We start from the raw sequence: 26,470 nt of genomic DNA, 5'->3' as shown, positions 1-26,470 counted from the left end.
ACTATCCCCCCGCCCCCCCCCCCCCCCGGCGGCTTTCTGCGGCCGTCGGCAGCCGCGTCGGCACCGGAACGCCAGGGGGCCCGCAGCGCTCTCGCTGCGGGCCCCCTGGCGGTGCCGTATCTCTCGCCGCCTACGCCTCGTCCCGGCGCAGCGACGGCTTGAGCTCCTTGAGCCGGCCCAGCAGGCCGTTGACGAACGCGGGCGACTCGTCCGTGGAGAACTCCCTCGCCAGCTGCACCATCTCGTCCAGCACGACGGCGTCGGGGACCTCGTCGACCCAGATCAGCTCGTAGGCGCCGAGCCGCAGGATGTTGCGGTCGACGACGGGCATCCGGTCGAGCGTCCAGCCGACGGAGTACTGCGCGATCAGCTCGTCGATCCGCTTCGCCTGCTTGGCGTAGCCCTCGACCAGCTGCATCGTGTACTCGCTCACCGGAGGCTGCCGGGTGTCGTCCCGGGAGAGCCGGATCCAGTCCGCGAGGACCGTCAGGACGTCGGCGCCGCGCTGGTCGCCCTCGAAGAGGATCTGGAAGGCGCGCTTGCGGGCCGTGTTGCGGGCAGCCACGGTTAGCTGTTCACCCGGCCGAGGTAGTCGCTCGTACGGGTGTCGACCTTGATCTTCTCGCCGGTCGTGATGAACAGCGGGACCTGGATCTGGTGGCCGGTCTCCAGGGTGGCGGGCTTGGTGCCACCGGTGGAGCGGTCGCCCTGCAGGCCCGGCTCGGTCTCCTGGACGACGAGTTCGACGGCGGCCGGGAGCTCGACGAAGAGCACCTCGCCCTCGTGCTGCGCGACGGTGGCCGTGAAGCCCTCGATGAGGAAGTTGGCGGCGTCGCCGACAGCCTTGCGGTCGACCATCAGCTGGTCGTAGGTCTCCATGTCCATGAAGACGAAGTACTCGCCGTCCATGTACGAGAACTGCATGTCGCGCTTGTCGACAGTGGCCGTCTCGACCTTGACGCCGGCGTTGAAGGTCTTGTCGACGACCTTGCCGGAGAGCACGTTCTTGAGCTTGGTGCGCACGAAGGCGGGGCCCTTGCCGGGCTTGACGTGCTGGAACTCGACGACGGACCAGAGCTGGCCGCCTTCGAGCTTGAGCACCAGGCCGTTCTTGAGGTCGTTCGTGGAAGCCACGGTTGCGGAATCTCCTGGACTGACGTGGACGACCCCGGCGCACGCACCTTGCCTATAGTGCGAGCAGCTCCTTGGTCGTGATGGTGAGTAGCTCGGGTCCGCCGTCCGCCTCGGGGCGGACGACGAGCGTGTCATCGATCCGGACGCCGCCCCGGCCCGGGAGGTGGACCCCCGGTTCGACGGTGACCGGCACGCAAGCGTCCAGTTTACCCATGGCCGAAGGGGCCAGCTGCGGGTCCTCGTCGATTTCGAGCCCTACGCCGTGTCCGGTGAGGGGCGGCAGGCCCGTGCCGTACCCCGCGGAGTCCAGCACCTGACGTGCGGCACGGTCGACGTCACGGTAGGCGGCGCCCGGTGCCAGGGACTCCCGTCCGGCGCGCTGGGCGGCGAAGACGAGGTCGTAGAGCTCGATCTGCCAGTCCGCGGGCGAGGTGCCGATGACGAAGGTACGGCCGATCTCACAGCGGTAGCCGCGGTAGGCGGCGCCGAGGCAGACGGAGAGGAAGTCGCCCTCCTCCACACGGCGGTCGGTGGGGCGGTGCGCCCGGCGACCGGCGTGGGGGCCGGTGGCGACGGAGGTGGCGAAGGCGGGACCGTCGGCGCCGTGGTCGACCAGGCGGCGTTCCAGTTCGAGGGCGAGGTGTCTCTCGGTGCGGCCCACGAGGATCGACTCCAGGAGTTCTCCGAGGGCCTGGTCGGCGATCTCGGCACCGATGCGCAGACAGGAGATCTCCTCCTCGTCCTTGACGATCCGCTGCTGCTCGACGGCGCCGCCGAGGTCGGCGATGCGCAGCCGCGGTGCGACGGAGCGGATCTCCCGGTGCCGGGCGACGGTGAGGTGGTGTTCCTCCACGGCGAGGGAATCGGCGTACTGTCCCTGAGCCAGGTCCGCGGCGGCGACCGCCGGGTCCCCGGGGCCGGGCAGTACATGCGGCCGGAGGGTTTCGTCGCAGCGTCCCTCGGGCGGATCCGCGCAGACGAGTACGTCTTCGGTCCTGCCGAGGAGTAGGACCGAGCCGTGGGGGGCGGGGCCGGCGAGGTAGCTGACGTTTGCGGGGCGGGAGACGAGCGCTGCCGTGTTGCCGGCGGCGTTGAACTGCTCCCTGAGCCGGGTTCGGCGGATCGCGTACATCTCTGACATGAGACGAGCGTAGGAGCGGTGGGTGATTTGTGCCGGTTCTGGGGGTGCCGTTCGGGGGACGGGGGCCCGCGCCCCTGGAAGGCGTGCGGCTTTCCGGCGTCTCCCAGGCGTCTACCAGGTCGGTGGGCTCGCGATCGATCGTGCCAGTACGTCGTCCAGGACCCGGGCCGTCTGGGGGATGTCCAGGCCGCTGTTGTCGATGATCGGCAGGCCCGAGCCGTACCAGCCCGCCATGCGGCCGTGGATGCGGGCCACCTCCTCGTCGGTGAGGCGGCGGTTGCCGGTGCGTTCCGCGTTGCGCTCCAGGACTATCTCGAGGCCCGGAAGGAGGACGACGGGGAGCAGGCCGGGGCCCACATGGCGCTTCCAGCCGCCGAGGCCCACCACGGGACGGTCGGGGAAGACGGCGTCGTCGAGGATGCAGGAGATGCCGTTGGCCAGGAAGTTGCGGGCGGCGAAACCGCAGGTGCGGCGAGCCAGGCGGTACTGGGCCTCGGAGTGGTCGTTCCAGCCGGACTGGGGGTCGGCGAAGCCGGAGCGGACCCACTCCCGGACGTCGTCGAGGCTGATGTGGGCCGTGGGGACCCGGCGGTGGTCCGCCCAGTACTTGGCGACGCTCGTCTTGCCGGCACCCGCCGGGCCGATGAGGAGTACGGCCAGGGTCGTCGTGGTCGGGTCGGCGGCCGTGGTGGTCGGCGCCGTGCTGGGCATGGCGACCGGGGCGCCCGGTGGGAGGGGGACGTGGCCCGTGGTGTCGGGGGCCGGTGGCGGCGGGGCGTGCGGTGCGGGTGGGACCGGGCCCGCCGGGGTGAAGCCCGGCGCGGGGGGCGGCAGCGGGACGGGGGCCGTGCCCTGGTGCGGTCCGGGGTGACCCGGGTGGTGTGCGGCCGGCGACCAGCCGACGGCCGGTCCCTGCCCCGGCTGATGGGGCGGCAGCGGAGAACCCACTGCGTGCTGCATCCGGTGCCACTCCGTCTCGTACAGGCCAAATGACGCTGGCAGCAGGGTACGACCCCGCTCCTTACCGAACGGTACCTTCCCCGGCCGCCGTTTGTTGAACGGCCGGGGGCGGGTCGAAGTGCCCATCTCCGCAAGGCAAATGGGACGGACGGCGCTCCGGGGTACTTACTCGCCCACTTCGCCGTAGGCGGCCAGCAGGACGGCCGGGTCGGGGCCCTCCAGGACGGTCGGCTTGGCCAGGCCGTCGAGGACGATGAAGCGCAGGAGGTCGCCACGGGACTTCTTGTCGACCTTCATCGTCTCCAGCAGCTTGGGCCACTGGTCGTAGCGGTAGTGGAGCGGCAGGCCCACGGATTCGAGGACCGCGCGGTGACGGTCTGCCGTCGCGTCGTCCAACCGGCCCGCGAGACGGCCGAGTTCGGCGGCGAAGTGCATGCCCACGGCGACCGCGGCGCCGTGCCGCCACTTGTAGCGCTCGTTCTTCTCGATCGCGTGGCCCAGCGTGTGGCCGTAGTTGAGGATCTCGCGCAGGCCGGCCTCCTTGAGGTCCGAGGAGACCACCTCGGCCTTGACCCGGATCGAGCGCTCGATGAGCTCCGCGGTGTGCGGTCCGGCCGGGGTGCGCGCCGCCTCGGGGTCGGACTCGATCAGCTCCAGGATCACCGGGTCCGCGATGAAGCCCGCCTTGATGACCTCGGCCAGTCCGGAGACGTAGTCGTTGACGGGGAGCGAGTCGAGGGCGGCCAGGTCGCAGAGGACACCGGCCGGCGGGAAGAAGGCCCCGACCAGGTTCTTGCCCTCGGCGGTGTTGATGCCGGTCTTGCCGCCGACGGCCGCGTCCACCATCGCGAGGACGGTGGTGGGGATCGCGATCCAGCGCACTCCGCGCAGCCAGGTCGCGGCCACGAAGCCGGCCAGGTCGGTGGTGGAACCGCCGCCGACACCGACGATGACATCGGTGCGGGTGAAGCCGGACTGGCCGAGCGCCTTCCAGCAGTAGGCGGCGACCTCGGCGGTCTTGGCCTCCTCGGCGTTCGGCACCTGGATGGCGACGGCCTCATAGCCCTGCTCGGCCAGGTCGGCACGGAGCGCCTCGCCCGTCTCGGCGAGCGCCTCGGGGTGGATCACGGCCACCCGCTTGGCCTTCTCGCCGATCAACCCGCCCAGCTCACCCAGGAGTTGACGGCCCACGAGGACCTCGTACGGGTCGCTGCCCGCACTCCCGCCGACCTGGATCCTCGTAACCTGGCTAGCCATGACGTCCTCCGGCCGGGGGTCCGGGGGTTGTCCCCCGGGAGATACCGTCTTCAATTCCAGTGCGTCGAGGGCGGCTTGGGTGACCTCTTCGGGTGTACGGCCGTCGGTGGCGACGACGGCCGTGGCGATCTCCTCGTACAGCGAGCGCCGTGCCTCCATCAGCTCGCGCCACTGTTTGCGCGGGTTGACCGCGAGGAGGGGGCGCGCCTGGTTGAGGCCGGTGCGCTTGACCGCCTCCTCGACGTCCATCGAGAGATAGACGACCCGCTGCCCGGCCAGGAGGGCGCGCGTGTCCGCGTCGAGGATCGAGCCGCCGCCCAGGGCCAGGACGCCCCCGTGCTCGGCCAGCGCCCGCCGTACGGCCCGCTTCTCGATCGCCCGAAAGACCGGCTCACCCTCGTCGACGAAGATCTCGGCGATGGTGCGGCCCTCGGCCGCCACGATGTCGTCGTCGGTGTCCCGGTAGCCCACCCCGAGCCGCTCGGCCAGCAGCTGTCCGACGGTCGACTTGCCCACGCCCATCGGACCGACCAGCACCACCACGGGCGCTGCGCTCATCGGATGGCCAGGTGGTCGAGGTAGGAGCGCACGTTGCGCCGGGTCTCGGCCACGCTGTCGCCGCCGAACTTCTCCGCCACCGCGTCCGCCAGGACCAGTGCCACCATCGCCTCGGCGACGATGCCGGCCGCCGGCACCGCCGAGACGTCCGAGCGCTGGTGGTGGGCCTGCGTGGCCTCGCCGGTGGCGACATCGACGGTCTGCAGGGCCCGCGGGACGGTCGCGATCGGCTTCATCGCGGCACGGACGCGCAGCAGCTCGCCGGTGGACAGACCGCCCTCGGTGCCGCCCGCACGGCCGGAGACACGGCGGATGCCCTCGGGTGTGCCCACGATCTCGTCGTGCGCCTTGGAGCCGGGCACCCGGGCGAGCTCGAAGCCGTCGCCGAGCTCCACGCCCTTGATCGCCTGGATGCCCATCAACGCGCCGGCCAAGCGGGCGTCCAGCTTGCGGTCCCAGTGCACGTGCGAGCCCAGGCCGACCGGGACGCCGTAGGCCAGGATCTCGACCACACCGCCGAGGGTGTCGCCGTCCTTGTGGGCCTGGTCGACCTCGGCCACCATCGCCTTCGACGCGTCCGCGTCCAGGCAGCGCAGCGGGTCGGCGTCCAGCTTCTCGACATCGGCCGGCGTCGGGTACACGCCCTGCGGGGCCTTCACCGAGCACAGCTCGACGACATGACTGACGATCTCGATGCCTGCCGTCTCCTTGATGTACGACCGCGCGACGGCACCGAGCGCGACACGGGCCGCCGTCTCCCGGGCGGAGGCCCGCTCCAGGATCGGCCGCGCCTCGTCGAAGCCGTACTTCTGCATGCCCGCCAGGTCGGCGTGGCCGGGTCGGGGCCGGGTCAGCGGGGCGTTGCGCGCCAGCCCGGCCAGGATCTCCGGGTCGATCGGGTCGGCCGCCATGACCTGCTCCCACTTGGGCCACTCGGTGTTGCCCACCATGATCGCGACCGGGGAGCCGAGGGTCAGTCCATGGCGGACGCCCCCCAGGAAGGTGACCTCGTCGCGCTCGAACTTCATGCGCGCACCGCGCCCATAGCCGAGCCGACGCCGGGCCAGGTGGTCCGCCACCATCTCCGTGGTGATCGGCACGCCGGCGGGAAGGCCCTCCAGCGTCGCGACAAGTGCGGGACCGTGGGACTCCCCCGCGGTCAGCCAGCGCAACCTGCTCAACGGTGCTCCTCAGTCCTCGCGCCCTCGTACTGCCTGCGTACGCGCGTCCTCGCGTACGGCGACGGCGCCACCAGGTGCGCGGCCCTGGCCCGCCACCCCCGATCCTCCCACGTCCGGACGGCCACCCCGAGCCGAGTCCGGCAGACGGACAGCCCCGCGTCAGTCCCACTCGGCCGCCGCCTCCCGCATTGCCGCGAGAGGGGAGCGTGGGTCGCCTGTGAACTGGTGGAACTGGAAGACCGCCTGGTGGACCAGCAGGTCGAGGCCGCCGAGCACCGGGGCGCCCCGGTCCTGCCAGGCCGCGGCGAGGGGGGTGGGCCACGGTTCGTAGAGGACGTCGAAGAGGGTGCCGACCTGGGCCGGGACACGGGCGGCGAGCTCGTCGGTGCCGCCGGCCGGCGTCGTCGAGATGACGAGGGGCGCGTCGAAGGCCCGTACCGCGTCCGCCCAGTCCGCCGGGCGGACCCGGACCCCGAGCCGTTCGCCCCACTGACGCATCTCGTCGGCGCGCCGCTCGCTGCGTACGTACACGGTGACCTCACCGGTGCAGACACGGGCTAGCGCGGCCAGGGCGGAGGAGGCGGTGGCGCCGGCGCCCAGGATCGCGGCCGACTCGGTCTTCTCCACGCCCCGCTCGTGCAGGGCGGCGACCAGGCCGGGGATGTCGGTGTTGTCGCCGACCTTGCGGCCGTCGGGCCGGAACACCACGGTGTTGACGGCCTCGACGGAGGCGGCCGTGTCGGTGATCTCGTCGAGCAGCGGGATCACGGCCCGCTTCAGCGGCATGGTCAGGGACAGCCCCGCCCACTCGGGACCGAGCCGCTCGAAGAACCCGGGCAGCGCGGCCTCGTCGATCTCGAACCTGTCGTACGACCAGTCGTCCAGGCCGAGCGCCCGGTAGCCGGCGGTGTGCAGCCGCGGCGACAGGGAGTGGGCGATGGGCGAGCCGAGTACGGCCGCCCGTCGGGGTGCTGACATCAGTTCTTGTTCCTCGACGCGTTGAATTCCTCGACCAGCCTGTTGTGCTCGGCGAGGGTCTTCGTGAACTTGCTGGTCTTCCCGTCCAACGAGATGAAGTAGTACCAGCCGTCGTGCGTCGGGTCGAGCGCGCCCTTGAGCGCCAGCTCACCGGGGTTGTCGATGGGGCCGGGAGGCAGGCCCTTGACGTAGTACGTGTTGTACGGGTTGTTGTACTTCCGCAGCTCGGCGATGCTCAGGTCGATCTTCGTCTGGTTCTTGATGTAGTTGTACGTCGAGTCGAACTCGAGCGAGCCGTAGGTCTCCGGGTTTCCGGGCTTGAGGCGGTTGTAGACGACCTCGGCCATCTTGCGGAAGTCGTCGTGGCTGGTGCCCTCGGCCTGCGCCAGGCTCGCCACGGTGAGCAGCTGCCAGGGACCGTCGAGGCCGAGGCCCTTCGCCTTCTTCTCCAGCCCGAGTTCCGCGTACTTGTCGCTGGCCCGGGTGACCATGTCCTTGAGGACCGCCTCGGGCTGCTGCCCCTTGGCGGCCGCGTAGCTGGACGGGTAGAGGAACCCTTCCAGCGGGTCCTTGACGTTGGCGTGGTTCAGCGCCCACGAGGGCAGGCCGAGCTTCTTGTAGTCCTGCTTCGCCACCTTCGCCGTGGTGCCGTCCGCGACTCCGAGGCGCTTGTCGATCAGCTCGTAGATCTTCGCGTTGCGCATGCCCTCGGCGATGATCAGGTTGCTGCGGCTCTTGGGACTGAGCATCAGTTCGACCGCACTCGCCGCCGACATCTGCTTCTGCAGGGTGTAGACGCCGTCCTGGATCTTCTTGCCGTCGGGGTTCGACTGCTGCGCGGAGACGAACGCGTCGACGCTCTCGACGACCCCGGCCTCCTTCAGCTTCTGGCCGATCACATAGCCGCCGGCGCCCTTGGGGATGACGACCGTGACCTGCGTGCCGTCGCCGTCGCCCGCGTAGTCCGGTGCCGGGCCGAAACGATTTTGGTAGAACTGCCAGCCGAAATAGCCCACCGTGCCGAGGCCTCCGCCGAAGACCAGCACGAGGACCAGACAGGCGCAGCCGTTGCGGCTCTTCTTCTTCGGCTTCTTGCCGCCGCGGGCCTTGCGGCCGGCGCGCGGGTCGTCGTCGTCCTGGTCCTCCTCGCCGTCCTCGCCGTCCGCGAAGAAGGCGTGTTCGCCCTGGTCGGGGCCGGGGTCCCAGTCGGTCTGCGGCGGCTCGGGCTCGGCCTCCGGCTGCCGGCGGCCCGGCGGCTCCGGCGGCGGGTAGGCGTCGGGGGTGCCGTAGTAGTCGGACTGCTCCCCGCCGTACGAGGCCGCGGCCGCCTGCTGGGCATACGGGTCCTGCGGATCCGTGTACTGCACATGCGTATGGGCGCCCGCGCCCCAGCCGCCCTGGTTCTGGTCGTACGACTGCTGGTTCTGGTCGTAAGCCTGCTGGTCCTGGCCGGCGTAGTACTGCTGGTCGTACTGCTGATGCTGCTGGTCGTACTGCTGATGCTGCTGTTGGTACTGCTGCTGGAACTGCTGCGCCTGACCGTATCCGGCCTGTTGGCCGTCATCGCCCCAGCCGCTGTAGTGCTGTTGCTGCGGCTGCTCCGGAAAATGCTGCGGCTGGCCGCCGTAGGGGGACTGCTGACCCACCTGGGCCTGCTGTCCACCCCATCCGTCGTCCCCGTAGTACGGGTCCTCCGGATGCCACGGTTCGGAGCCTTGGCCCCGGCCATACTCAGTCATCAAACCCCTAGAGCCGCGAGGCGATGATCACGCGGCCTTTTCGGGCCTGTCATCGTTCCGCCTCATTCTGTGCGGCGCCTGTTCGAACGCCGACATCGCGCGGAACGTTACCGTATCGCGATCAGATGACCACTTCGACGCCCTCGCCGGGTGCTTTACCTGACACCCGTTCGGATTCGAGGGCCTGCTGCAGGATGATCACAGCGGCTGCCTGGTCGATGACCGAGCGGCCCTTCTTGGCCTTCACCCCCGAGGCGCGCAGTCCCTGACTGGCCGTCACCGTCGTCATCCGCTCGTCGACGAGGCGGACGGGGACGGGTGCGATGCCCTTCGCGAGCTCCTGTGCGAACTTGCGAACCTTTACCGCGGCGGGGCCCTCGCCTCCCCTGAGCGAGCGCGGAAGCCCGACGACCACCTCGATCGGTTCGTACTCCTCGACCAGCCGGCGAAGCCGGCGGTGTGCCGCCGGGACGTCCCGGCCGGGGACCGTCTCCACCGGGGTGGCGAGGATTCCGTCCGGGTCGCAGGAGGCGACCCCGATCCGGGCGTCCCCGACGTCGATCGCGAGCCGGCGGCCCCGGCGCATCACCGGGCCGCCCTCACTCGGTTCCCGCTCCGTGCTCACTTGGCCGTTTCCACCACGAGCCGCTCGACCGCGTCCACGGCCTCGCCGATCGCGGCCGGGTTCTGGCCGCCGCCCTGGGCGACGTCCGGCTTGCCGCCACCACCGCCGCCGAGGGTCTTGGCGGCCGTGCGGACCAGGTCACCGGCCTTGAGACCGCGCTCACGGGCGGGCTCGTTGGTGGCGATGACCGTGAGGGGCTTGCCACCCGTGACCGTGAACAGGGCCACGACCGCGGCCCGTCCGCCCTGGATGCGGCCGCGCACGTCGAGGACCAGCTTGCGCAGGTCGTCGGGGGTGGTGCCGTCCGGGACCTGGCCGGTGACGACCGCGATGCCCCGTACGTCCTTCGCCGACTCGGCGAGACCGGCCGCGGCCTGCAGCACCTTCTCGGCGCGGAACTTCTCGATCTCCTTCTCGGCGTCCTTCAGCTTGCCGAGCATGGCGGAGACCTTCTCCGGGAGCTCCTCCGGACGGCCCTTGACCAGCTCCTGGAGCTGGGCGACGACCGTGTGCTCACGGGCGAGGAAGTTGTAGGCGTCGACACCGACGAGGGCTTCGATGCGGCGGACGCCCGAGCCGATCGAGGACTCGCCGAGCAGCTTCACCAGGCCGAGCTGGGAGGTGTTGTGGACGTGGGTGCCGCCGCACAGCTCCTTGGAGAAGTCGCCGATGGTCACCACGCGGACCCGCTCGCCGTACTTCTCGCCGAACTCGGCGATGGCGCCCTGCTTCTTGGCCTCGTCGATGCCCATGATGTCGGCGCGGACGTCGAGGTCACGGGCGAGGACCTCGTTGATCTTCTGCTCGACGTCGGTCATCACGGCCGTCGGGACGGCAGCGGGCGAGCCGAAGTCGAAGCGGAAGCGGCCGGGCTGGTTCTCAGAACCGGCCTGGGCGGCCGTCGGGCCGAGCGCGTCACGCAGGGCCTGGTGGGTGAGGTGGGTGGCCGAGTGGGCGCGGGCGATGGCGGTGCGGCGGCGGGCGTCGATGGAGGCGTGGGCCTTCGCGCCGACCGTCACCTCGCCGACCTGGACGACGCCCTTGTGGACGTACACGCCCGGGACCGGCTTCTGGCAGTCGCGGACCTCGATGACGGCACCGGTGTCCACCTTGATGCGGCCGGTGTCGCCGATCTGGCCGCCGCCCTCGGCGTAGAACGGGGTGCGGTCGAGGACGATCTCGACCTCGTCGCCCTCGGTGGCGGCCGGCGAGGAGGTGCCGTCGACGAGGATGCCGACGATCGTGGACTCGCCCTCGGTGTCGCCGTAGCCGATGAAGTCGGTCTCCCCGACCTTGTCGGCGATCTCCCGGTAGGCGCCGGCGCCGGCGTGGCCGGTCTTCTTGGCCTGGGCGTCGGCCTTGGCGCGCTCCCGCTGCTCCTTCATCAGGCGGCGGAAGCCGTCCTCGTCCACGGAGAGGCCCTGTTCGGCGGCCATCTCCAGGGTGAGGTCGATCGGGAAGCCCCAGGTGTCGTGGAGCAGGAACGCCTTGTCGCCGGCGAGAACCGTGCCGCCTGACTCCTTGGTCTCGGTGACGGCGGTGTCGAGGATGTTGGTGCCGGCCTTCAGCGTCTTGAGGAAGGCGTTCTCCTCGGCGACGGCGACCTTCTCGATGCGCTCGCGGTCGGTGACCAGCTCCGGGTACTGCTGGCCCATCATGGCGATCACGGTGTCGATCAGGTCGAGGACGACCGGACCGGTGGCACCGAGCAGCCGCATGTTGCGGATGGCACGGCGCATGATGCGGCGCAGGACGTAGCCGCGGCCCTCGTTGCCGGGGGTGACGCCGTCGCCGATGAGCATCACCGAGGTACGCATGTGGTCGGTGACGACCCGCAGCGAGACGTCCGAGGCGTGGGCCTCGCCGTAGTGGACGCCGGTCAGCTCGGTGGCCTTCTTGATGACGGCCATCGAGGTGTCGATCTCGTACATGTTCTGCACGCCCTGCAGGATCATCGCCAGGCGCTCGAGACCGAGGCCGGTGTCGATGTTCTTGCTGGGGAGCTCGCCGAGGATCTCGAAGTTGTCCTTGCCGATGCCCTCGCCGCGCTCGTACTGCATGAAGACGAGGTTCCAGATCTCCACGTACCGCTCGTCGTTGACGGCGGGGCCGCCCTCGACGCCGAACTCGGGGCCGCGGTCGTAGTTGATCTCGGAACAGGGGCCGCAGGGTCCGGGGACGCCCATGGACCAGTAGTTGTCCTTCATGCCGAGGCGCTGGATGCGCTCCTTCGGCACCCCGACGACCTCGTGCCAGATGCGCTCGGCCTCGTCGTCGTCCTTGTAGACGGTGATCCACAGACGGTCGGGCTCCAGGCCGTAACCACCCTTGTCCTGGGGGCTGGTGAGCAGCTCCCAGGCGTACTTGATGGCGCCTTCCTTGAAGTAGTCGCCGAAGGAGAAGTTGCCGCACATCTGGAAGAAGGTGCCGTGCCGGGTGGTCTTGCCGACCTCCTCGATGTCCGGCGTGCGCACGCACTTCTGCACGCTGGTGGCGCGGTCGAAGGGCGGCTTGACCTCACCCAGGAAGTAGGGCTTGAAGGGCACCATGCCGGCGGGGACCAGGAGCAGAGTCGGGTCGTCCGCGATGAGCGACGCCGAAGGGACGACGGTGTGCCCGCGCTCCTCGAAGAAGCTCAGCCAGCGGCGGCGAATCTCGGCCGACTCCATCAGTGGTCCTCATTCCGGTTGTACGAGTACGTCTGGTACGTCGAGCCCTCGACGTACTTCGGGCTGTTGCGGTTCTCGATGGCGGCGTACCGCCGGGGCGCGGGGAGCTCGGGAGCGGTGTTGATGCCGAGGGCCTCCCCGAGCTCCTCCTCCCGCCGGGCCATGTTGTCGCGGACGTCCAGCGCGAAGCCGACCGCGCGGTCCTTGATGCGGTGACCCGCCTCGATCGCCTTGTTGGCCGCGGAGGCGGCGAGGTTCTCGGGGGTCAGCTGCTTCAGCTTGCGGTTGACCTTGGTGGTGGCCCACACACCGGCGGCCACGCCGGTGCCGAACCAGAACGTACGGCGGAACATAGCTGGTCTCAGTCCTTCTTCCGCTTGCCCCGCCGCGCGGCCGGGACCGTCCGGCCCACGATCACGGTACGCCGGGACTCCTTGGCGGGCACGTCCTCCCGGCGGGCGCCGAGGGCCCGGCGGACGCCGTAGCCGAAGGCCGCGACCTTGACCAGGGGGCCGCCGAAGGTGGAGGCGACGGTGGTGGACAGGGCGGACGCGTTCGACGTGACCTCCTGGACGTCGGTCGCGATCGCGTCGACCCGGTCGATCTGGGTCTGTGCGGAGCGCACCGCCGCGGAGGCGTCGGCCAGCAGCGGGACGGCCTGGTCGGTCACGTCCGCCACCAGCTTGGTGGTCGCCCTGAGCGTCTGGGCCAGCCTCGCGAGGGCCACCGCGAGGAAGGAGACCAGGATCGCCCAGAAGACGGCCACCAGGATCCCGGCCACCTCTCCACCGGACACCACGCGCACCCGCTCCCTGGAACATGCCTGAACATCGAGAAAGTCGTAGCCGAGCCTATCGCGCCGGGGGTGGGGCTCCGCACCGGATTAAGACCGGCCCGGCGCCGATTCGCTCCCGGCGATTGTACGGACCGAACACGCTTCAGTACGCTCCGTGTCCCATGCGGGATCATCAGCGCGGCGACGGCTCGGCCGGCGGCAATCTGCCCCTGGAACTCGACGCGTTCGTCGGGCGCTCCGCCGAACTCGCCGACCTGGCGCAGGCGCTCGACGCCGGGCGTCTGGTGACCGTGACCGGCGCGGGCGGAGTCGGCAAGTCCAGGCTGGCGGCCCGGGCGGCCGCGCGCCGCGCTCCGTACGACGGCGTGTGGCGCGTGGAGCTGTCGCCGGTGCGCGACGCGGAGTTCGTCGACTACGCCGTGGTGGAGGCCCTGGGGCTGACGGACCACACGACGCGGCTGCCGCGCGAGACGCTGCTCGCGCATCTCGCCGGGCGTCAACTCCTGCTGGTGCTGGACGGGTTCGAGCATCTGGTGGAGTCGTGCGCCGAACTGGTGGGCGAGTTGCTGCGCGAGGTGCCCGGGCTGAGGGTGCTCGCGGTGGGGCGGCGGCCGCTGGACGTGGCGGGCGAGCGGGTGTTCCCGCTGGCGCCGCTCGATGCCGACGACGCGGTGCGGCTGCTGGCCGAGCGGGCCGCGCTGCACGGAACCCCGGTCACGGACGGCCGGGACGCACGGGAGCTGTGCCGGCGCCTCGACGGGATTCCGCTGGCGATCGAGCTGGCCGCGGGACGGCTGCGGGCGCTGTCGCCGGGGCAGCTGCTGAAGCGGCTGGACGACAGGTTCCGGCTGCTGACCGGGGGCGGGCGGGATGCGCTCCCCCGGCATCGGGCACTGCGGCTCGCCATCGGCTGGAGCCATGAACTGTGCACCGCGCGGGAGCGGTTGCTGTGGTCGCGGCTCTCGGTGTTCGCCGGGCAGTTCGAGCTGGAGGCCGTCGAGTATGTGTGCGGCGGGCACGGGCTGCCCGCCGATGACGTCCTGGACGTGCTGACCGAGCTGCTCGCGCAGTCCGTGGTGGCGCGCGAGGAGACGCCGGCGGGCGCGCGCTACCGGATGCTCGACACCGTGCGAGCGTACGGCGCCGAGTGGCTGGAGGCGACCGGGGACGCGGCGCGGCTGCGGCGCCGCCACCGGGACTGGTATCTGGGCCTTGCGACCTGGTGCGAGCTGGACTGGTTCTCGCCGCGTCAGGAAGAGGTGGCCGCTCGGGTGGAGGTGGAGCTGCCGAATCTGCGGTGCGCCCTCGAACACTGTCTGACCGAGCCGGAGGAGGCACATCTGGGCCAGTACCTCGCGGGCTCGCTGTGGTTCTGCTGGGCGGGCTGCGGGCGCCTCTCGGAGGGCCGGCACTGGCTGGAGCAGATGGTGCGGCTGGACTCGGGGCACGACCGGTCGCGGCTGAAGGCACTGTGGGTGCTGGGCTATGTGGCGATCCTCCAGGGCGACACGGTGCCCGCGCTGGCGGCGCTCCAGGAGTGCCGTGAGGAGGCCGAACGCTGCGGCGATCCCACGGCGGTGGCGTACGCGGAGCACCGCACCGGCTGTCTGGCCCTGGTGACGGACGACATGGCCCGCGCGGAGACGCTGCTGTGCTCGGCGCTGGAGCGCTACCAGGAGATCGGTGAGCTCAACAGCAATGTGCTGATGGGCCAGGTCGAGCTGGCGATGACGCGCGCCTTCCAGGGTGATCTGCCGGGCGCGGTGCGGATGTGCGAGGACGTGCGCCGGGTCTGCGAGGACCACGGCGAGCGGTGGGCCCGCTCCTACGCGCTGTATGTCCTGGCCTACGCCGCCTGGGCGGAGGGCGATCCGGCTCAGGCGCGGGCCCTGCTGACCGACTGTCTCAGCGGCGCCCACGCCTTCCACGACCTGCTCGGCTCGGTGCTCGCGGTCGAGCTGCTGGCCCTGGTCACGGTGGTGGAGGGCGATGCGGCGGAGGCGGCGGTGCTGCAGGGGGTGGCAGGCCGGATGTGGCCGTCGGTGGGGCTGCCGCTGTTCGGTTCGGCCTATTACAACGGCCCGCACGAGCTGTGCGCGGCGATGGCCCGGGAACGGCTCGGCGACGCCCGGTACGCGCAGTGCGTGGCGGAAGGGGCGCGCCTGGTGCGGGAGGCGGCGGTGTCGCGGGCGCTGGAGCGGCCGCTGGACGGTGTGCCGTCGCCGCGCGGGCCGGTGCGGCACGCGACGGCGCCCATGGAGACGCAGGAACCCGCCGCCTCCCGCGCCCACAAGGGCGGGGAGACGGCGGGCTGAGGTGCTACCGCCTGCTGAGGGTGATCAGCGGGCGTAGTACTCGACGACGAGCTGCTCGTCGCAGATGACCGGAACTTCCTTGCGGTTGGGCTCGCGGTCCAGGCGGAACGCCAGGGCCCGGAGGTTCACCTGCAGGTAGCGGGGGGTCTCGCCGTCGGGGGCGAAGCCGCCCTCGCGGGCGATCGAGAAGAGGGTCTTCTCGCGGCTGCGCTCGCGGACCATCACGACGTCGTCGGGACGGACGCGGAACGAGGGCTTGTCGACCTTCTGGCCGTTGACCTCGATGTGGCCGTGAACGACCATCTGACGGGCCTGGTAGATGGTGCGGGCGATGCCCGAACGCAGGACCAGGGCGTCGAGACGGCGCTCGAGCTCCACGATCAGGGCCTCACCGGTCTTGCCCTGCACCTTGGAGGCACGCTCGTAGGCGCGGACCAGCTGGCGCTCGGAGATGTCGTACTGCGCGCGCAGACGCTGCTTCTCCAGCAGACGGACCTTGTAGTCCGAGTTCTGCTTGCGGCCGCGGCCGTGCTCACCCGGCGGGTAGGGGCGGGCCTCGAAGTACTTGACGGCCTTCGGGGTCAGCGCGATGCCGAGGGCACGCGACTTCTTGACCTTGGGGCGGGACTGGTTCGCCACTGTCTCTTTCTTCCTTCTGCTGTTCGGCTTGTCAGGGTTGAGGGAGGTCGCATCCGCAGCCGGGGAAACCCTCCGGGTCCGCCACGGGACCTGGTGGGCAGCCGCTCCCCTGGTCTGGGCACATACGTGCAGCACGCGAGTGGCCCACCGACCTGTCCCGTCGTACGACGGAGGGTGGTGGGCTGCCCGCGACACCATTCGAACGGTGCGCGACGCTCCTGGAACCCGCTGGGGGTTCCGGCCGGGTGTCCCGCTCTGACTGCGCGGGACTCGGCACTCCGAGGGATTCTACAGGGTGCTCAGGACCGCTTCCGACCGAGCCGCTTCCTGGTCCACTCCACGGCGTCCGCGTAACGCGCCTCGGCGCCGTGTCTGGTCGGGGTGTAGTACTCACGGTCCTTGAGGGCGTCCGGCGCGTACTGCTGCTCGGCGATGCCCTCGGCCAGGTCGTGCGGGTACACATACCCCTGCGCGTGCCCGAGCTTGGCGGCGCCCTTGTAGTGGCCGTCCCGCAGATGCGGGGGAACCGGGCCCGCCAGTCCGCCGCGTACGTCCTCCCTGGCGGCGCCTATCGCCATGGTCGCCGCGTTCGACTTGGGGGCGAGGGCGAGGGCGATGGTCGCGTGGCTGAGGGTGAGGGCGGCCTCGGGGAAGCCGATCATGGCGACGGCCTGGGCGGCGGCCACGGCGATCGGCAGCGCGTTCGGGTCGGCCAGGCCGATGTCCTCGCTGGCGGAGATCATGAGGCGGCGGGCGATGAAGCGGGGGTCCTCGCCGGCCTCGATCATGCGGGCCAGATAGTGCAGGGCGGCGTCGACGTCCGAGCCCCTGATGGACTTGATCAGGGCGCTGGCGACGTCGTAGTGCTGGTCGCCGTCGCGGTCGTACTTCACCGCCGCCCGGTCGACGACCTCCTCCAGGGTGGCGAGGGAGATCTCCGTCTCGCCCTTGTCGAGGGCGGCTCCGGCGGCGGCTTCCAGCGCGGTCAGGGCGCGGCGGGCGTCGCCGCCGGCGATGCGCAGGAAGTGGTCCTCGGTGTCCTCGGGCAGGGTGACGGCGTCCTTGAGGCCGCGCTCGTCGCTCAGCGCGCGCCTGAGGAGCCCCCGGACGTCGTCGTCGGTGAGGGGTTCGAGGGTGAGCAGCAGGGAGCGGGACAGGAGCGGGGAGATCACCGAGAAGTACGGATTCTCCGTGGTCGCCGCGATCAGGGTCACCCAGCGGTTCTCGACCGCGGGGAGCAGGGAGTCCTGCTGGGCCTTGCTGAAGCGGTGGATCTCGTCCAGGAAGAGGACGGTCTCCTTGCCGTATCCCCCGGTGGCACGGCGGGCGCCGTCGATGACCGCGCGGACCTCCTTGACGCCCGCGGTGATCGCCGACAGTTCGACGAAGCGCTTGTCGGTGGCCTTGGAGACGACATAGGCGAGGGTGGTCTTGCCGGTGCCGGGCGGGCCCCAGAGGATCACCGAGGAGGGTCCGGCGGGTCCGCCCGCGCCCTCGCCGACCAGCCGGCGCAGGGGCGAGCCGGGCTTCAGCAGATGCTGCTGGCCCACCACCTCGTCGAGGGTGCGCGGGCGCATCCGGACCGCCAGGGGGCTTCCTGCCGGATCCTTCTCCTGGCGTTCTTCTGCGGCTGCGGTGAACAGGTCGGGCTCCACGAATGAAACCCTAAATCACCGCACTGACAACGTGTCCCGGCGCCGTCAGCTGGTCCAGAAGTCCCACCAGCGGGTCAGCACCAGCATGCCGATGATGCCGATGTGCAGGACCGGCACGACCCAGGTGAACTCGCCGAAGAAGCCCTTCAGCCAGCGCGGGGCCGGCAGCAGGTCGTTGCGGATGTTGAAGGACGTGACGTACCAGAACATGGTGATCGTCGCGACCCAGGCCAGCGAGCACCACAGGCACAGCGCGTTGATCCGGTACAGGGACTGGAACTGCAGCCAGGTGCAGAAGCCCACGCCGAACAGGGTGCCGAAGTTGAAGGTGAGCCAGTACCAGCGCGGGAAGCGGGCACGGGCCAGCAGGCTCATGCCGACGCAGATGACGATGCCGTAGCAGACCAGGCCGAGCATCGGGTTGGGGAAGCCGAAGGCGGCGGCCTGCTTGGACTCCATGACGCTGCCGCAGGAGACGACCGGGTTGAGGCTGCAGCCGGGGGTGAAGGTCGTGCCGTCGACCTTCGCCTGGAGGAGCTTGAACTTGTCGATCGTGATGACCCACGCGGCGAGCAGACCGGCCGCGCCGGTGATGATCAGCAGCAGCGCGAAGGCGCGGCTGCCGCCCACCGTGCGCGTCTCGGCGGCCGCGCTGCTCGGCTCGGGCTCGGTGGAGACGTCCTTGACTGTCGTCTTGCTCATCACGCCGATTCCGTCTGCTTGAGAGTTGGACCTTCTTCGGGCAGGGGCCATTGTGCCGCACCCGGGACCCTGTCCACCGTTCGGTGGACATAAGGAAGTACGCCCGGTCGTCCCCGAGCGTTCGGTTCCGGACGATGCTCGACCGCATGACAGCACACGCGAACGAACTCGCGGTGGACGTCCGGGGGCTGCGCAAGCGGTACGGCGACGTGACCGCGGTGGACGGCGTCGATCTGGGCATCCGGCGCGGTGAGGTGTTCGGCCTGCTCGGACCCAATGGCGCGGGCAAGAGCACCACGGTGGAGATCCTCCAGGGCAATCGCTCCCGGGACGCGGGCGAGGTGTCGGTGCTGGGCGCGGATCCGGCGCACGGCACGCGCGCGTGGAGGTCACGGGTCGGAATCGTCTGGCAGGACGAATCGGCACCCGCCGAGTTGACGGTCCGCGAGACCGTACGGCACTTCGCGCGCTACTACCCGAGGCCGCGCGACCCCGAGGAGGTCATCGCTCTGGTGGGTCTGGAGGCGAAGGCCGGCAGCCGGATCAAGGCGCTGTCGGGCGGCCAGCGGCGCCGCCTCGATGTCGCCCTGGGGGTGATCGGCGGCCCCGAGCTGCTGCTCCTGGACGAGCCGACGACCGGCTTCGACCCGGCGGCCCGACGTCAGTTCTGGGATCTGATCCGACTGCTCGCCGAGGAGGGCACGACGATCGTGCTGACCACGCACTACCTGGAGGAGGCGGAGGCGCTCGCCGACCGGCTCGCGATCGTCGCGCAGGGCCGGGTCGTCGCCGAGGGCCGGCCGGCCGCGCTGCGGGAGCGGTACGGCACGCACGCCACCGTCACCTGGACCGAACCGGACGGCGGCACCCGCGCGGAGCGCACCCTCACGCCCACCCGGACCGTCGCCGAGCTCATGCGCCGCTTCGACGGCGAGATCCCGGGGCTGCTGGTGACCCGCCCCACCCTGGAGGACGTCTACCTCCGGCTGACCGGACAGGAGGACGCGCGATGACCAGCACCACCGCCGTACGGACGGGAAGCGGGACGCGCGCGGAGCGGCTTCCCGGCGCGTGGGGCCTCGGCCTCCGACGGGGCGCGCTGGAGATCAGGCAGTTCTTCCGGCAGAAGGACCAGGTCGTCTTCACCTTCTCCTTCCCGGTCGTGTTCCTGTTCCTGTTCGCGTGGATCTTCCACGACGACGTCCGCGGCTCGGGCGTGACCGCCTCCCAGCTGTACGTCCCCGCGATGATGGCCTCCGGCATCATGTCGACCAGCTTCCAGTCGCTCGGCATCTCGATCGCCGTCGAGCGCGACGAGAAGGTGCTGCGCAGGCTGCGCGGCACACCGATGCCACCGGCCGCGTACTTCCTGGGCAAGATCTGGCTGGTTCTCTTCACCGGGATCGTCGAGACGGCGATCCTCCTCTTCGTCGGAACGGCTTTCTACGGCGTCGATCTGCCGTCGGACGGCGGCCGCTGGTTCGACTTCGCGTGGATCTTCGTGCTGGGGCTGACCGGGTGCTCGCTCCTCGGCATCGCGATCAGCTCGGTCCCCAAGTCGGCGAAGAGCGCCAGCTCCGTGGTCGTACTCCCCTTCCTGGTCCTGCAGTTCATCTCCGGGGTCTACATCTCCATCGACACCATTCCGGACTGGATGCTGAACATCGGTGCCGTGTTCCCGCTGAAGTGGCTGTGCCAGGGGCTGCGGGGTGTGTTCCTGCCCGACTCGGCGCGGGTGCTGGAGCAGGCGGGCAGCTGGGAGTTCGGGAAGACGGCGCTGGTGCTGGTGGCGTGGTGCGTCGGAGGATTGGTGCTGTGTCTGCTGACCTTCCGCTGGAAGAACCGGCGCGACGGATGACCGGCCCGGGCGGGGCGGCCCGCGCGGAACACGCCTGGGACCGGACGATCCGGCTCTGGGACGTGTACTTCGCGGTCGCCTGGGCGGCCACCCTCGTCCTGGTGCTCGCCGCGCCCCACCCGGGGCTCCCGGTCCGCGCGGTCGCGGCGGCGCTGCTCGTGCCGCTGGTGCCCTGGTACGTGGGGGTGGGCCGCCCGCTGCTCCAGGCGGACCCGCCGGACCAGGGGCCGGCGGTGCGCTATCTCGCCTGGGCGATCGCCCTGTTCCTGCCGTCGGCGGTCCTGGTGGGCGAGACCCGGCTGATGGCGTTCGCGCTCATCCCGCAGTGCTTCATGACCCTGCACATGCGGTGGTCGCTGGTGGCGGTCACCGTGATCAACCTGGTACCGGTCGCGGGCTGGGCGCTGGTGTGGCGGCCGAGCGGCGCGGACCTGTTCTCCAACGCGCTGTTCTCCGTGGTCACCCTGGTCTTCTCGCTGGCGGTCGGGGGCTGGATCATCCGGATCATCGAGCAGAGCATGGAACGGGCCGACCTGATCGCCGAGTTGGACGCCAGCCGCCATGAGGTCTCGCGGCTGTCCGCGGCCCATGGCGCCCTCACCGAACGCGAACGCATGGCCCGCGAGATCCACGACACGCTCGCGCAGGGCTTCACCAGCCTGCTGATGCTGATCCAGGCGGTGGAGGCGGAACTGGACCACGACCTCCCCCAAGCCCGCCGCCACCTCGCCCTGATGGACGAGACGGCCCGGCAGAACCTGGCCGAGGCCCGCGCGCTGGTCGCCGGTGCCACGCCGGCCGACCTCGACGGAGCCACCCTGCCCGACGCCCTGCGCCGTCTCACCACTCGCCACGCGGCCACCCTGACCGTGAGGGGTCCGGTCCGCCCGCTTCCCGCCGGCCCCGAGGTGGTGGCCCTGCGCTCCTGCCAGGAGGCGCTCGCCAACGCCCGTAAGCACGCGGGGAGTTCGGCGACGGTTGGTGTGGCCCTGACCTACGCCGAGGACACGCTCACGCTGTCGGTACGGGACGACGGCTGTGGCTTCGACCCGGGCGCCCCGTGCGAAGGCTACGGTCTTGCCGGGCTGCGGGCGCGTGCCACCGAGGTGGGCGGCACGGCACGTGTCCGCAGCGCGCCGGGCCACGGCACGACGGTGACGGTCAGCCTGCCGATGTCCCCTTCGAGGAGCTCTTCGTGATCCGTATCGTCCTGGCCGACGACCATCCCGTCGTACGGGAGGGTCTGCGGGCCATGCTCAGTGCCGAACCGGACCTGGACGTCATCGCCGACGCGTCGAACGGTCCGCAGGCGGAGGCCCTCGCCGCCGAACTCCGGCCCGACATCGTGCTGATGGACCTGCGCATGCCGGGCGGTGGCGGCGTGGACTCGATCGTGCGGATGGCCGAGGCGGCGCTGCCGTGCCGGGTGATCGTCCTGACGACGTACGAGACGGACCGGGACATCCTGCGGGCCGTGGAGGCTGGGGCGGCGGGCTATCTGCTCAAGGACATGCCCCGGGCCGAACTGGCGGAGGCGGTACGGGCGGCGGCCCGCGGCGAGACGGTCCTGGCCCCGTCGGTGGCGGCCCGCCTGGTGGACCAGCTCCGAACGAAGCCGGACCGGCCCAGGCTCTCCGAGCGGGAAACGGCGGTCCTGCGACTGGTGGCGGAGGGCTGTACCAACGCGGAGATCGGGCGGAGGCTGTTCATCGGCGAGTCGACCGTGAAGACCCATCTCCTGCGCGTCTTCGCCAAGTTGGGCGTGGCCGACCGCACGGCAGCCGTCACCAGCGCCATGCGGTACGACCTACTGGACTGACCTCAACCCAGCCTGGACTCCAGCTCCGCCACGATCTCGTTCACGCCGATCGCCGACTGCTCGCCGGACTCCATGTCCTTGAGCTGTACGACGCCCTCGGCGAGGTCGCGTTCGCCCGCGATGACCGTGTAGCGGGCCCCGCTGCGGTTCGCGTTCTTCATGGCGCTCTTGAGCCCCTTCACGCCGAAGGAGAAGTCGGTCGCGATGCCGAGCTTGCGCAGTTCGGTGACCTTCGCGAACAGCAGGCGGCGGGCGTCCCCGCTCAGCGGCACCGCGAACACGCTGGCCGTGGAGGGGAGTTCGAGCTCGATGCCCTCCGCCTCCAGGGCCAGAACCGTGCGGTCGACGCCGAGGGCCCAGCCGACGGACGGGAGGGCCGGGCCGCCGATCATCTCCGACAGACCGTCGTAGCGGCCGCCTCCGCCCACCGCGGACTGGGAGCCCAGACCGTCGTGGACGAACTCGAAGGTCGTACGGGTGTAGTAGTCGAGACCGCGCACCAGCTTGGGGTCGTCCTCGAAGGAGACGCCCGCCGCGGTGATCAGCTCGCGGACCTCCTCGTGGTACGCCTTGCAGGCGTCGCAGAGGTAGTCACGGAGCAGGGGGGCGTCGCCCAGCTGCTTCTGGACCGACTCCCGCTTGTCGTCCAGGACCCGCAGCGGGTTGATCTCGGCGCGGCCGAGGGTGTCCTCGTCGAGGTCCAGACCCCGGAGGAAGTCCTGGAGCGCGGCGCGGTACACCGGGCGGCACTCCTTGTCGCCCAGGCTGTTGAGCAGGATACGGAAGTCGCTCAGCCCCAGCGAGCGGTACGCCTGGTCCGCCAGAATGATCAGTTCGGCGTCGAGCGCCGGGTCCTCCGCGCCGATCGCCTCGGCGCCGACCTGCGAGAAGTGGCGATAGCGGCCCTTCTGCGGGCGCTCGTAGCGGTAGTAGGAGCCCGAGTACCAGAGCTTGACGGGGAGGTTGCCCAGTTTGTGGAGGTTGGCCTCCAGCGCGGCGCGCAGCACGGACGCGGTGCCCTCGGGGCGCAGGGCCAGCCGGTCGCCGCCCTTGGTCTCGAAGGCGTACATCTCCTTGGTCACGATGTCGGTGGACTCACCGACACCGCGCGCGAAGAGCTCGATGTTCTCGAAGCCGGGGGTCTCGATGTAGCCGTAGCCGGCGGTGCGCAGCGGGGCGGCGATCGCCTCGCGGACCGCCAGGAACTTCGCGCTGTCCGGCGGGATCAGGTCGTACGTGCCCTTGGGGGCCTTGAAGGTGCTCACGGAAGGTCTCGTCACATTCCTCGTCGGGGAGCGTCGACATCCGCTCCCGGGCCGGCGGCCACCTGCCGCAAGTACGGGTTGGTGGCGCGCTCCTGGCCGATGGTCGTCTGGGGGCCGTGGCCGGACAGCACCACGGTCGAGTCGTCGAGCGGCAGGCACACGCGGGCCAGCGAGTCGAGCATCTCGGCCATGTCACCGCCGGGCAGGTCGGTGCGTCCGATGGAGCCGGCGAAGAGCAGATCCCCGGAGAAGAACACGGAGGGGATCTCCGTGTTCTCGGGCATCCGGAAGGTCACCGACCCCTTGGTATGGCCCGGCGCGTGCGCGACGGAGAACTCCAGACCCGCCAGCGCCAGCTTCGCGCCGTCGGTCAGCTCCCTGACGTCGTCGGGCTCCCCCACGGTCAGCTCGCCCATCAGCGGCATGCCGATGGAACGGCCGAGCGCCTTCTCCGGGTCCGCCATCATGTAGCGGTCCTCGGGGTGGATCCAGGCGGGCACGTCGTGCGCGCCGCACACCGGGACGACCGAGGCCACATGGTCGATGTGGCCATGGGTGAGGACGACGGCGACGGGCTTGAGCCGATGCTTCTTCAGCGCTTCCTCGACTCCCTGGGTGGCCTGATGGCCCGGGTCGATGATCACGCACTCCTCACCGGCGGCGGGGGCGACGAGATAACAGTTCGTCCCCCAGGCCCCGGCGGGGAACCCGGCAATGAGCACGATCGTCCTTCGTTGTGTCGATACGGGTGCGCCTGTGAGTGGGCGCGCCCTGCCGTCAGAGCCTACCGGCGCTGCCGTTTCCTCAGCGAACCCATATACGGTACGGGGCACACGCAGGCGGTCGGCTCACAGGACGCACGCGTCCCAGTCGACGTAGAGACGCATGAGGAGAAAACCCGGTGGTCACCCAGGAACAGCGGAAGCGTCAGCTCGCGCGGGAGAAGTTCTTGCGGCAGCAGCAGCGGCGCACGGCCGCGCGGCGCAAGGCGAGGATGCGCAACTCCGTGATCGCGTCGGTGCTCGGTGTGGTCGTCATCGGCAGCGTGGCTCTGTACACGACCGGGGTCCTCAAGAACGACGACAAGGCCAACGCCAGCTCGGCGACGACCCCCAGCGCGACGCCGACGAGCAAGGCTCCGGACCCGTGCGAGAAGCCGGCCGCGGGCTCCGTGAAGAAGCTCAGCTGGAAGAAGGAGCCGGCGGTCACGATCGACACGTCGGCGAAGTACACGATGAAGCTGGCCACGACGTGCGGTGACATGGACATCGCGCTGAAGACGGCGGCGGCTCCGCACACCGTGAACTCGTTCGACTTCCTGGCGTCGAAGGGCTACTTCGACCACACCAAGTGCCACCGGCTCACCACCAACGGCATCTATGTGCTGCAGTGCGGCGACCCGACGGGCAGCGGCAGCGGCGGCCCCGGCTACACCATCCCGGACGAGAACCTGAAGGACAAAAGCCTCAAGGGCGGCGTCTACCCGGCGGGCACGGTCGCGATGGCGAACACCGGCCAGAAGCACACCGGTGGCAGCCAGTTCTTCCTCGTCTACCAGGACAGTCAGCTGCCGCCGAGCTACACGCCCTTCGGTACGATCTCCGCTTCGGGCATGAAGGTCCTGAAGAAGATCGCCGCCGCCGGCGAGAGCACCGGCCAGGGCGACGGAGCGCCGAACGCCACGGTCGTGATCAACAAGGCGACGGTCACCAAATCCTGATCGCTTCAGGACCGCATCCGGACCCCGAGGTGCGAAATTTCGGTCGCGCGGGATGCGGACAGGCAACCCGCCGGTCGCCTATGTTGGCCGTGACGAAACTGTGGACGATGCCCGGGGGCAGTGAGGCCCCTCGCAGGCATCATGTGGAGGAGGCGCTGTGAGCAGCGACCCGTGGGGCCGCGTCGACGAGACGGGGACCGTGTACGTGCGTACGGCCGACGGCGAGCAGGTCGTCGGTTCCTGGCAGGCCGGCACCCCTGAGGAGGCGCTGGCTTACTTCGAACGCAAGTACGAGGGCCTGGTTGTGGAGATCGGCCTCCTCGAGAAGCGGGTGAAGACCACCGACCTGTCCGCGAAGGACGCCCAGACCGCGATCGACCACATCCGCGAGCAGGTCGACGCGCACCACGCGGTGGGCGATCTGGCGGCGCTGAAGGAGCGGCTGAACAAGCTCGTCGAGACCGTCGACGCCCGCCGTGAGGAGCGCAAGCAGCAGCGGGCCAAGCAGTCCGACGAGGCGCGGCACGCCAAGGAGGAGCTGGTCGCCGAGGCGGAGCAGCTGGCGCAGTCCGACCAGTGGCGGGCGGCCGGAGAGCGGCTGCGCGCGCTGGTGGACACCTGGAAGGGCCTGCCGCGTCTGGACCGCAAGTCGGACGACGAGCTGTGGCACCGCTTCTCGCACGCCCGGTCCGCGTTCTCCAAGCGTCGCAAGGCCCACTTCGCCTCGCTGGACGCCCAGCGCGAGGAGGCCCGCAAGACCAAGGAGCGGCTGGTCGCCGAGGCCGAGTCGCTGTCCGCGTCGACGGACTGGGGTCCGACGGCCGCCCGCTACCGCGACCTGATGACGGAGTGGAAGGCCGCCGGGCGCGCCCAGCGCGAGCACGAGGACGACCTGTGGAACCGCTTCCGCGGTGCCCAGGACGTGTTCTTCGCGGCCCGCAGCTCGGTCTTCGCGGAGCGGGACGCCGAGCAGTCGGAGAACCTGAAGCTCAAGGAGGAGCTGGCCGAGGAGGCCGAGAAGATCCTCCCGGTGACGGACCTCAGGGCCGCCCGTGCCGCCTTCCGCTCGGTCAACGAGCGCTGGGAGGCCATCGGCCATGTGCCGCGCGACGCCCGCCCCAAGGTCGAGGGCCGGATGCACGCCGTCGAGCGGGCCATCCAGGAGGCCGAGGAGGCGGAGTGGCGCCGGACCAACCCGGAGGCACGCGCGCGTGCCGCGGGTCTGACCGGCCAGCTCCAGGCCGCCGTGGACAAGCTGCGGTCCCAGATCGACCAGGCCCGCGCCCAGGGCAACAACGCCAAGGCCGACAAGCTCGAGCGCGAGCTGGAGGGCCGCCAGGCACTCCTCGACCAGGCGCTCAAGGGGCTGCAGGAGTTCGGCGGCTGAGCAGCAGGACGCCTCACATCAGGAGAGGGCCCCGCACCTGGCGTGCGGGGCCCTCTCCTCGTCGTTTCTACG

24 protein-coding genes are annotated in these 26,470 nt (G+C 70.6%); 7 read left to right on the top strand and 17 right to left on the bottom strand.

Annotated features, from left to right (window positions below; all coding sequences use genetic code 11):
* Positions 1-130: 130 nt before the first annotated feature.
* The 12 genes from nusB to ABZT17_RS32425 all read right to left on the bottom strand — a co-directional run bounded on the left by nusB (position 131) and on the right by ABZT17_RS32425 (position 13,047).
* The gene (nusB, locus tag ABZT17_RS32480) at positions 131-565 is read right to left on the bottom strand and encodes a transcription antitermination factor NusB (protein ID WP_356354124.1); all 435 of its coding nucleotides are present in this window, start codon (positions 563-565) and stop codon (positions 131-133) included.
* A gap of 2 nt (positions 566-567) precedes the next feature.
* Positions 568-1,134, bottom strand: a complete 567-nt coding sequence (gene efp / locus ABZT17_RS32475) for an elongation factor P (protein WP_020117452.1) — start codon at positions 1,132-1,134, stop codon at positions 568-570.
* Positions 1,135-1,186: 52 nt separating this feature from the next.
* Positions 1,187-2,275 (bottom strand): aminopeptidase P family protein, encoded by a 1,089-nt coding sequence (locus tag ABZT17_RS32470; protein ID WP_356354122.1) that lies wholly within the window; start codon positions 2,273-2,275, stop codon positions 1,187-1,189.
* A 111-nt stretch (positions 2,276-2,386) separates the two neighbouring features.
* On the bottom strand, positions 2,387-3,235 hold the full coding sequence (locus tag ABZT17_RS32465) for a Pro-rich N-terminal domain-containing protein (protein WP_356354120.1): 849 nt from the start codon (positions 3,233-3,235) through the stop codon (positions 2,387-2,389).
* Positions 3,236-3,400: 165 nt separating this feature from the next.
* Complete coding sequence (aroB, locus tag ABZT17_RS32460) at positions 3,401-5,050, bottom strand: 3-dehydroquinate synthase (protein ID WP_356354118.1); 1,650 nt, start codon at positions 5,048-5,050, stop codon at positions 3,401-3,403.
* On the bottom strand, positions 5,047-6,231 hold the full coding sequence (aroC, locus tag ABZT17_RS32455) for a chorismate synthase (protein WP_356354116.1): 1,185 nt from the start codon (positions 6,229-6,231) through the stop codon (positions 5,047-5,049). The genes aroB and aroC overlap by 4 nt, the downstream gene beginning before the upstream one ends.
* A gap of 159 nt (positions 6,232-6,390) precedes the next feature.
* On the bottom strand, positions 6,391-7,209 hold the full coding sequence (locus ABZT17_RS32450; RefSeq protein ID WP_356354114.1) for a shikimate dehydrogenase: 819 nt from the start codon (positions 7,207-7,209) through the stop codon (positions 6,391-6,393).
* Positions 7,209-8,948: an endolytic transglycosylase MltG gene (gene mltG / locus ABZT17_RS32445; RefSeq protein WP_356354112.1), complete on the bottom strand. Its 1,740-nt coding sequence runs from the start codon at positions 8,946-8,948 to the stop codon at positions 7,209-7,211. Before mltG ends, ABZT17_RS32450 begins: the two co-directional genes overlap by 1 nt.
* 121 nt (positions 8,949-9,069) lie before the next feature.
* Positions 9,070-9,534: a Holliday junction resolvase RuvX gene (gene ruvX / locus ABZT17_RS32440; RefSeq protein WP_356354129.1), complete on the bottom strand. Its 465-nt coding sequence runs from the start codon at positions 9,532-9,534 to the stop codon at positions 9,070-9,072.
* 35 nt (positions 9,535-9,569) lie between these two features.
* Entirely contained in the window at positions 9,570-12,242 is a 2,673-nt protein-coding gene (gene alaS / locus ABZT17_RS32435) for an alanine--tRNA ligase (RefSeq protein ID WP_356354110.1), read from the bottom strand.
* Complete coding sequence (locus ABZT17_RS32430) at positions 12,242-12,595, bottom strand: hypothetical protein (protein WP_356354108.1); 354 nt, start codon at positions 12,593-12,595, stop codon at positions 12,242-12,244. The genes alaS and ABZT17_RS32430 overlap by 1 nt, the downstream gene beginning before the upstream one ends.
* Positions 12,596-12,603: 8 nt before the next feature.
* Positions 12,604-13,047, bottom strand: a complete 444-nt coding sequence (locus tag ABZT17_RS32425) for a DUF948 domain-containing protein (RefSeq protein WP_356354106.1) — start codon at positions 13,045-13,047, stop codon at positions 12,604-12,606.
* A gap of 152 nt (positions 13,048-13,199) precedes the next feature.
* Here ABZT17_RS32425 and ABZT17_RS32420 point away from each other — a divergent pair, with 152 nt between their 5' ends.
* Positions 13,200-15,353 carry an AAA family ATPase gene (locus ABZT17_RS32420; protein WP_356354104.1) on the top strand — a complete coding sequence of 718 codons (2,154 nt, stop codon included), beginning with the start codon at positions 13,200-13,202 and terminating at the stop codon, positions 15,351-15,353.
* Between the two features lie 24 nt (positions 15,354-15,377).
* Here ABZT17_RS32420 and rpsD read toward each other — a convergent pair whose 3' ends face one another.
* The 3 genes from rpsD to ABZT17_RS32405 all read right to left on the bottom strand — a co-directional run bounded on the left by rpsD (position 15,378) and on the right by ABZT17_RS32405 (position 18,349).
* Complete coding sequence (gene rpsD / locus ABZT17_RS32415; protein WP_356354102.1) at positions 15,378-15,992, bottom strand: 30S ribosomal protein S4; 615 nt, start codon at positions 15,990-15,992, stop codon at positions 15,378-15,380.
* 299 nt (positions 15,993-16,291) lie between these two features.
* Entirely contained in the window at positions 16,292-17,647 is a 1,356-nt protein-coding gene (locus ABZT17_RS32410) for a replication-associated recombination protein A (RefSeq protein ID WP_356354100.1), read from the bottom strand.
* Between the two features lie 45 nt (positions 17,648-17,692).
* The gene (locus ABZT17_RS32405; protein WP_356354098.1) at positions 17,693-18,349 is read right to left on the bottom strand and encodes a vitamin K epoxide reductase family protein; all 657 of its coding nucleotides are present in this window, start codon (positions 18,347-18,349) and stop codon (positions 17,693-17,695) included.
* A 146-nt stretch (positions 18,350-18,495) separates the two neighbouring features.
* Here ABZT17_RS32405 and ABZT17_RS32400 point away from each other — a divergent pair, with 146 nt between their 5' ends.
* From ABZT17_RS32400 to ABZT17_RS32385, 4 genes are read left to right on the top strand one after another with little or no spacing between them, the layout of a single operon-like run.
* The gene (locus ABZT17_RS32400; protein WP_356354097.1) at positions 18,496-19,362 is read left to right on the top strand and encodes an ABC transporter ATP-binding protein; all 867 of its coding nucleotides are present in this window, start codon (positions 18,496-18,498) and stop codon (positions 19,360-19,362) included.
* Positions 19,359-20,207, top strand: a complete 849-nt coding sequence (locus ABZT17_RS32395; protein ID WP_356354096.1) for an ABC transporter permease — start codon at positions 19,359-19,361, stop codon at positions 20,205-20,207. The genes ABZT17_RS32400 and ABZT17_RS32395 overlap by 4 nt, the downstream gene beginning before the upstream one ends.
* Positions 20,204-21,406 carry a sensor histidine kinase gene (locus ABZT17_RS32390; RefSeq protein ID WP_356354127.1) on the top strand — a complete coding sequence of 401 codons (1,203 nt, stop codon included), beginning with the start codon at positions 20,204-20,206 and terminating at the stop codon, positions 21,404-21,406. Before ABZT17_RS32395 ends, ABZT17_RS32390 begins: the two co-directional genes overlap by 4 nt.
* On the top strand, positions 21,403-22,026 hold the full coding sequence (locus ABZT17_RS32385; RefSeq protein WP_356354094.1) for a response regulator transcription factor: 624 nt from the start codon (positions 21,403-21,405) through the stop codon (positions 22,024-22,026). Before ABZT17_RS32390 ends, ABZT17_RS32385 begins: the two co-directional genes overlap by 4 nt.
* 2 nt (positions 22,027-22,028) lie before the next feature.
* Here ABZT17_RS32385 and hisS read toward each other — a convergent pair whose 3' ends face one another.
* Positions 22,029-23,291, bottom strand: coding sequence for a histidine--tRNA ligase (gene hisS, locus ABZT17_RS32380; RefSeq protein ID WP_356354092.1), 1,263 nt, complete (start codon positions 23,289-23,291; stop codon positions 22,029-22,031).
* A gap of 11 nt (positions 23,292-23,302) precedes the next feature.
* Entirely contained in the window at positions 23,303-24,013 is a 711-nt protein-coding gene (locus tag ABZT17_RS32375) for an MBL fold metallo-hydrolase (RefSeq protein WP_356354090.1), read from the bottom strand.
* A 179-nt stretch (positions 24,014-24,192) separates the two neighbouring features.
* Between ABZT17_RS32375 and ABZT17_RS32370 the strand changes: the two genes are divergently transcribed.
* The gene (locus tag ABZT17_RS32370) at positions 24,193-25,011 is read left to right on the top strand and encodes a peptidylprolyl isomerase (RefSeq protein WP_356354088.1); all 819 of its coding nucleotides are present in this window, start codon (positions 24,193-24,195) and stop codon (positions 25,009-25,011) included.
* 157 nt (positions 25,012-25,168) lie between these two features.
* Positions 25,169-26,398 carry a DUF349 domain-containing protein gene (locus tag ABZT17_RS32365; protein WP_356354087.1) on the top strand — a complete coding sequence of 410 codons (1,230 nt, stop codon included), beginning with the start codon at positions 25,169-25,171 and terminating at the stop codon, positions 26,396-26,398.
* The last annotated feature ends 72 nt before the right edge of the window (positions 26,399-26,470 follow it).

Origin of the sequence: Streptomyces sp. NPDC005648 (assembly GCF_040605395.1) — a bacterium.
GTDB lineage: Bacteria > Actinomycetota > Actinomycetes > Streptomycetales > Streptomycetaceae > Streptomyces.
This window is presented reverse-complemented; position numbering and strand designations above follow the sequence as displayed.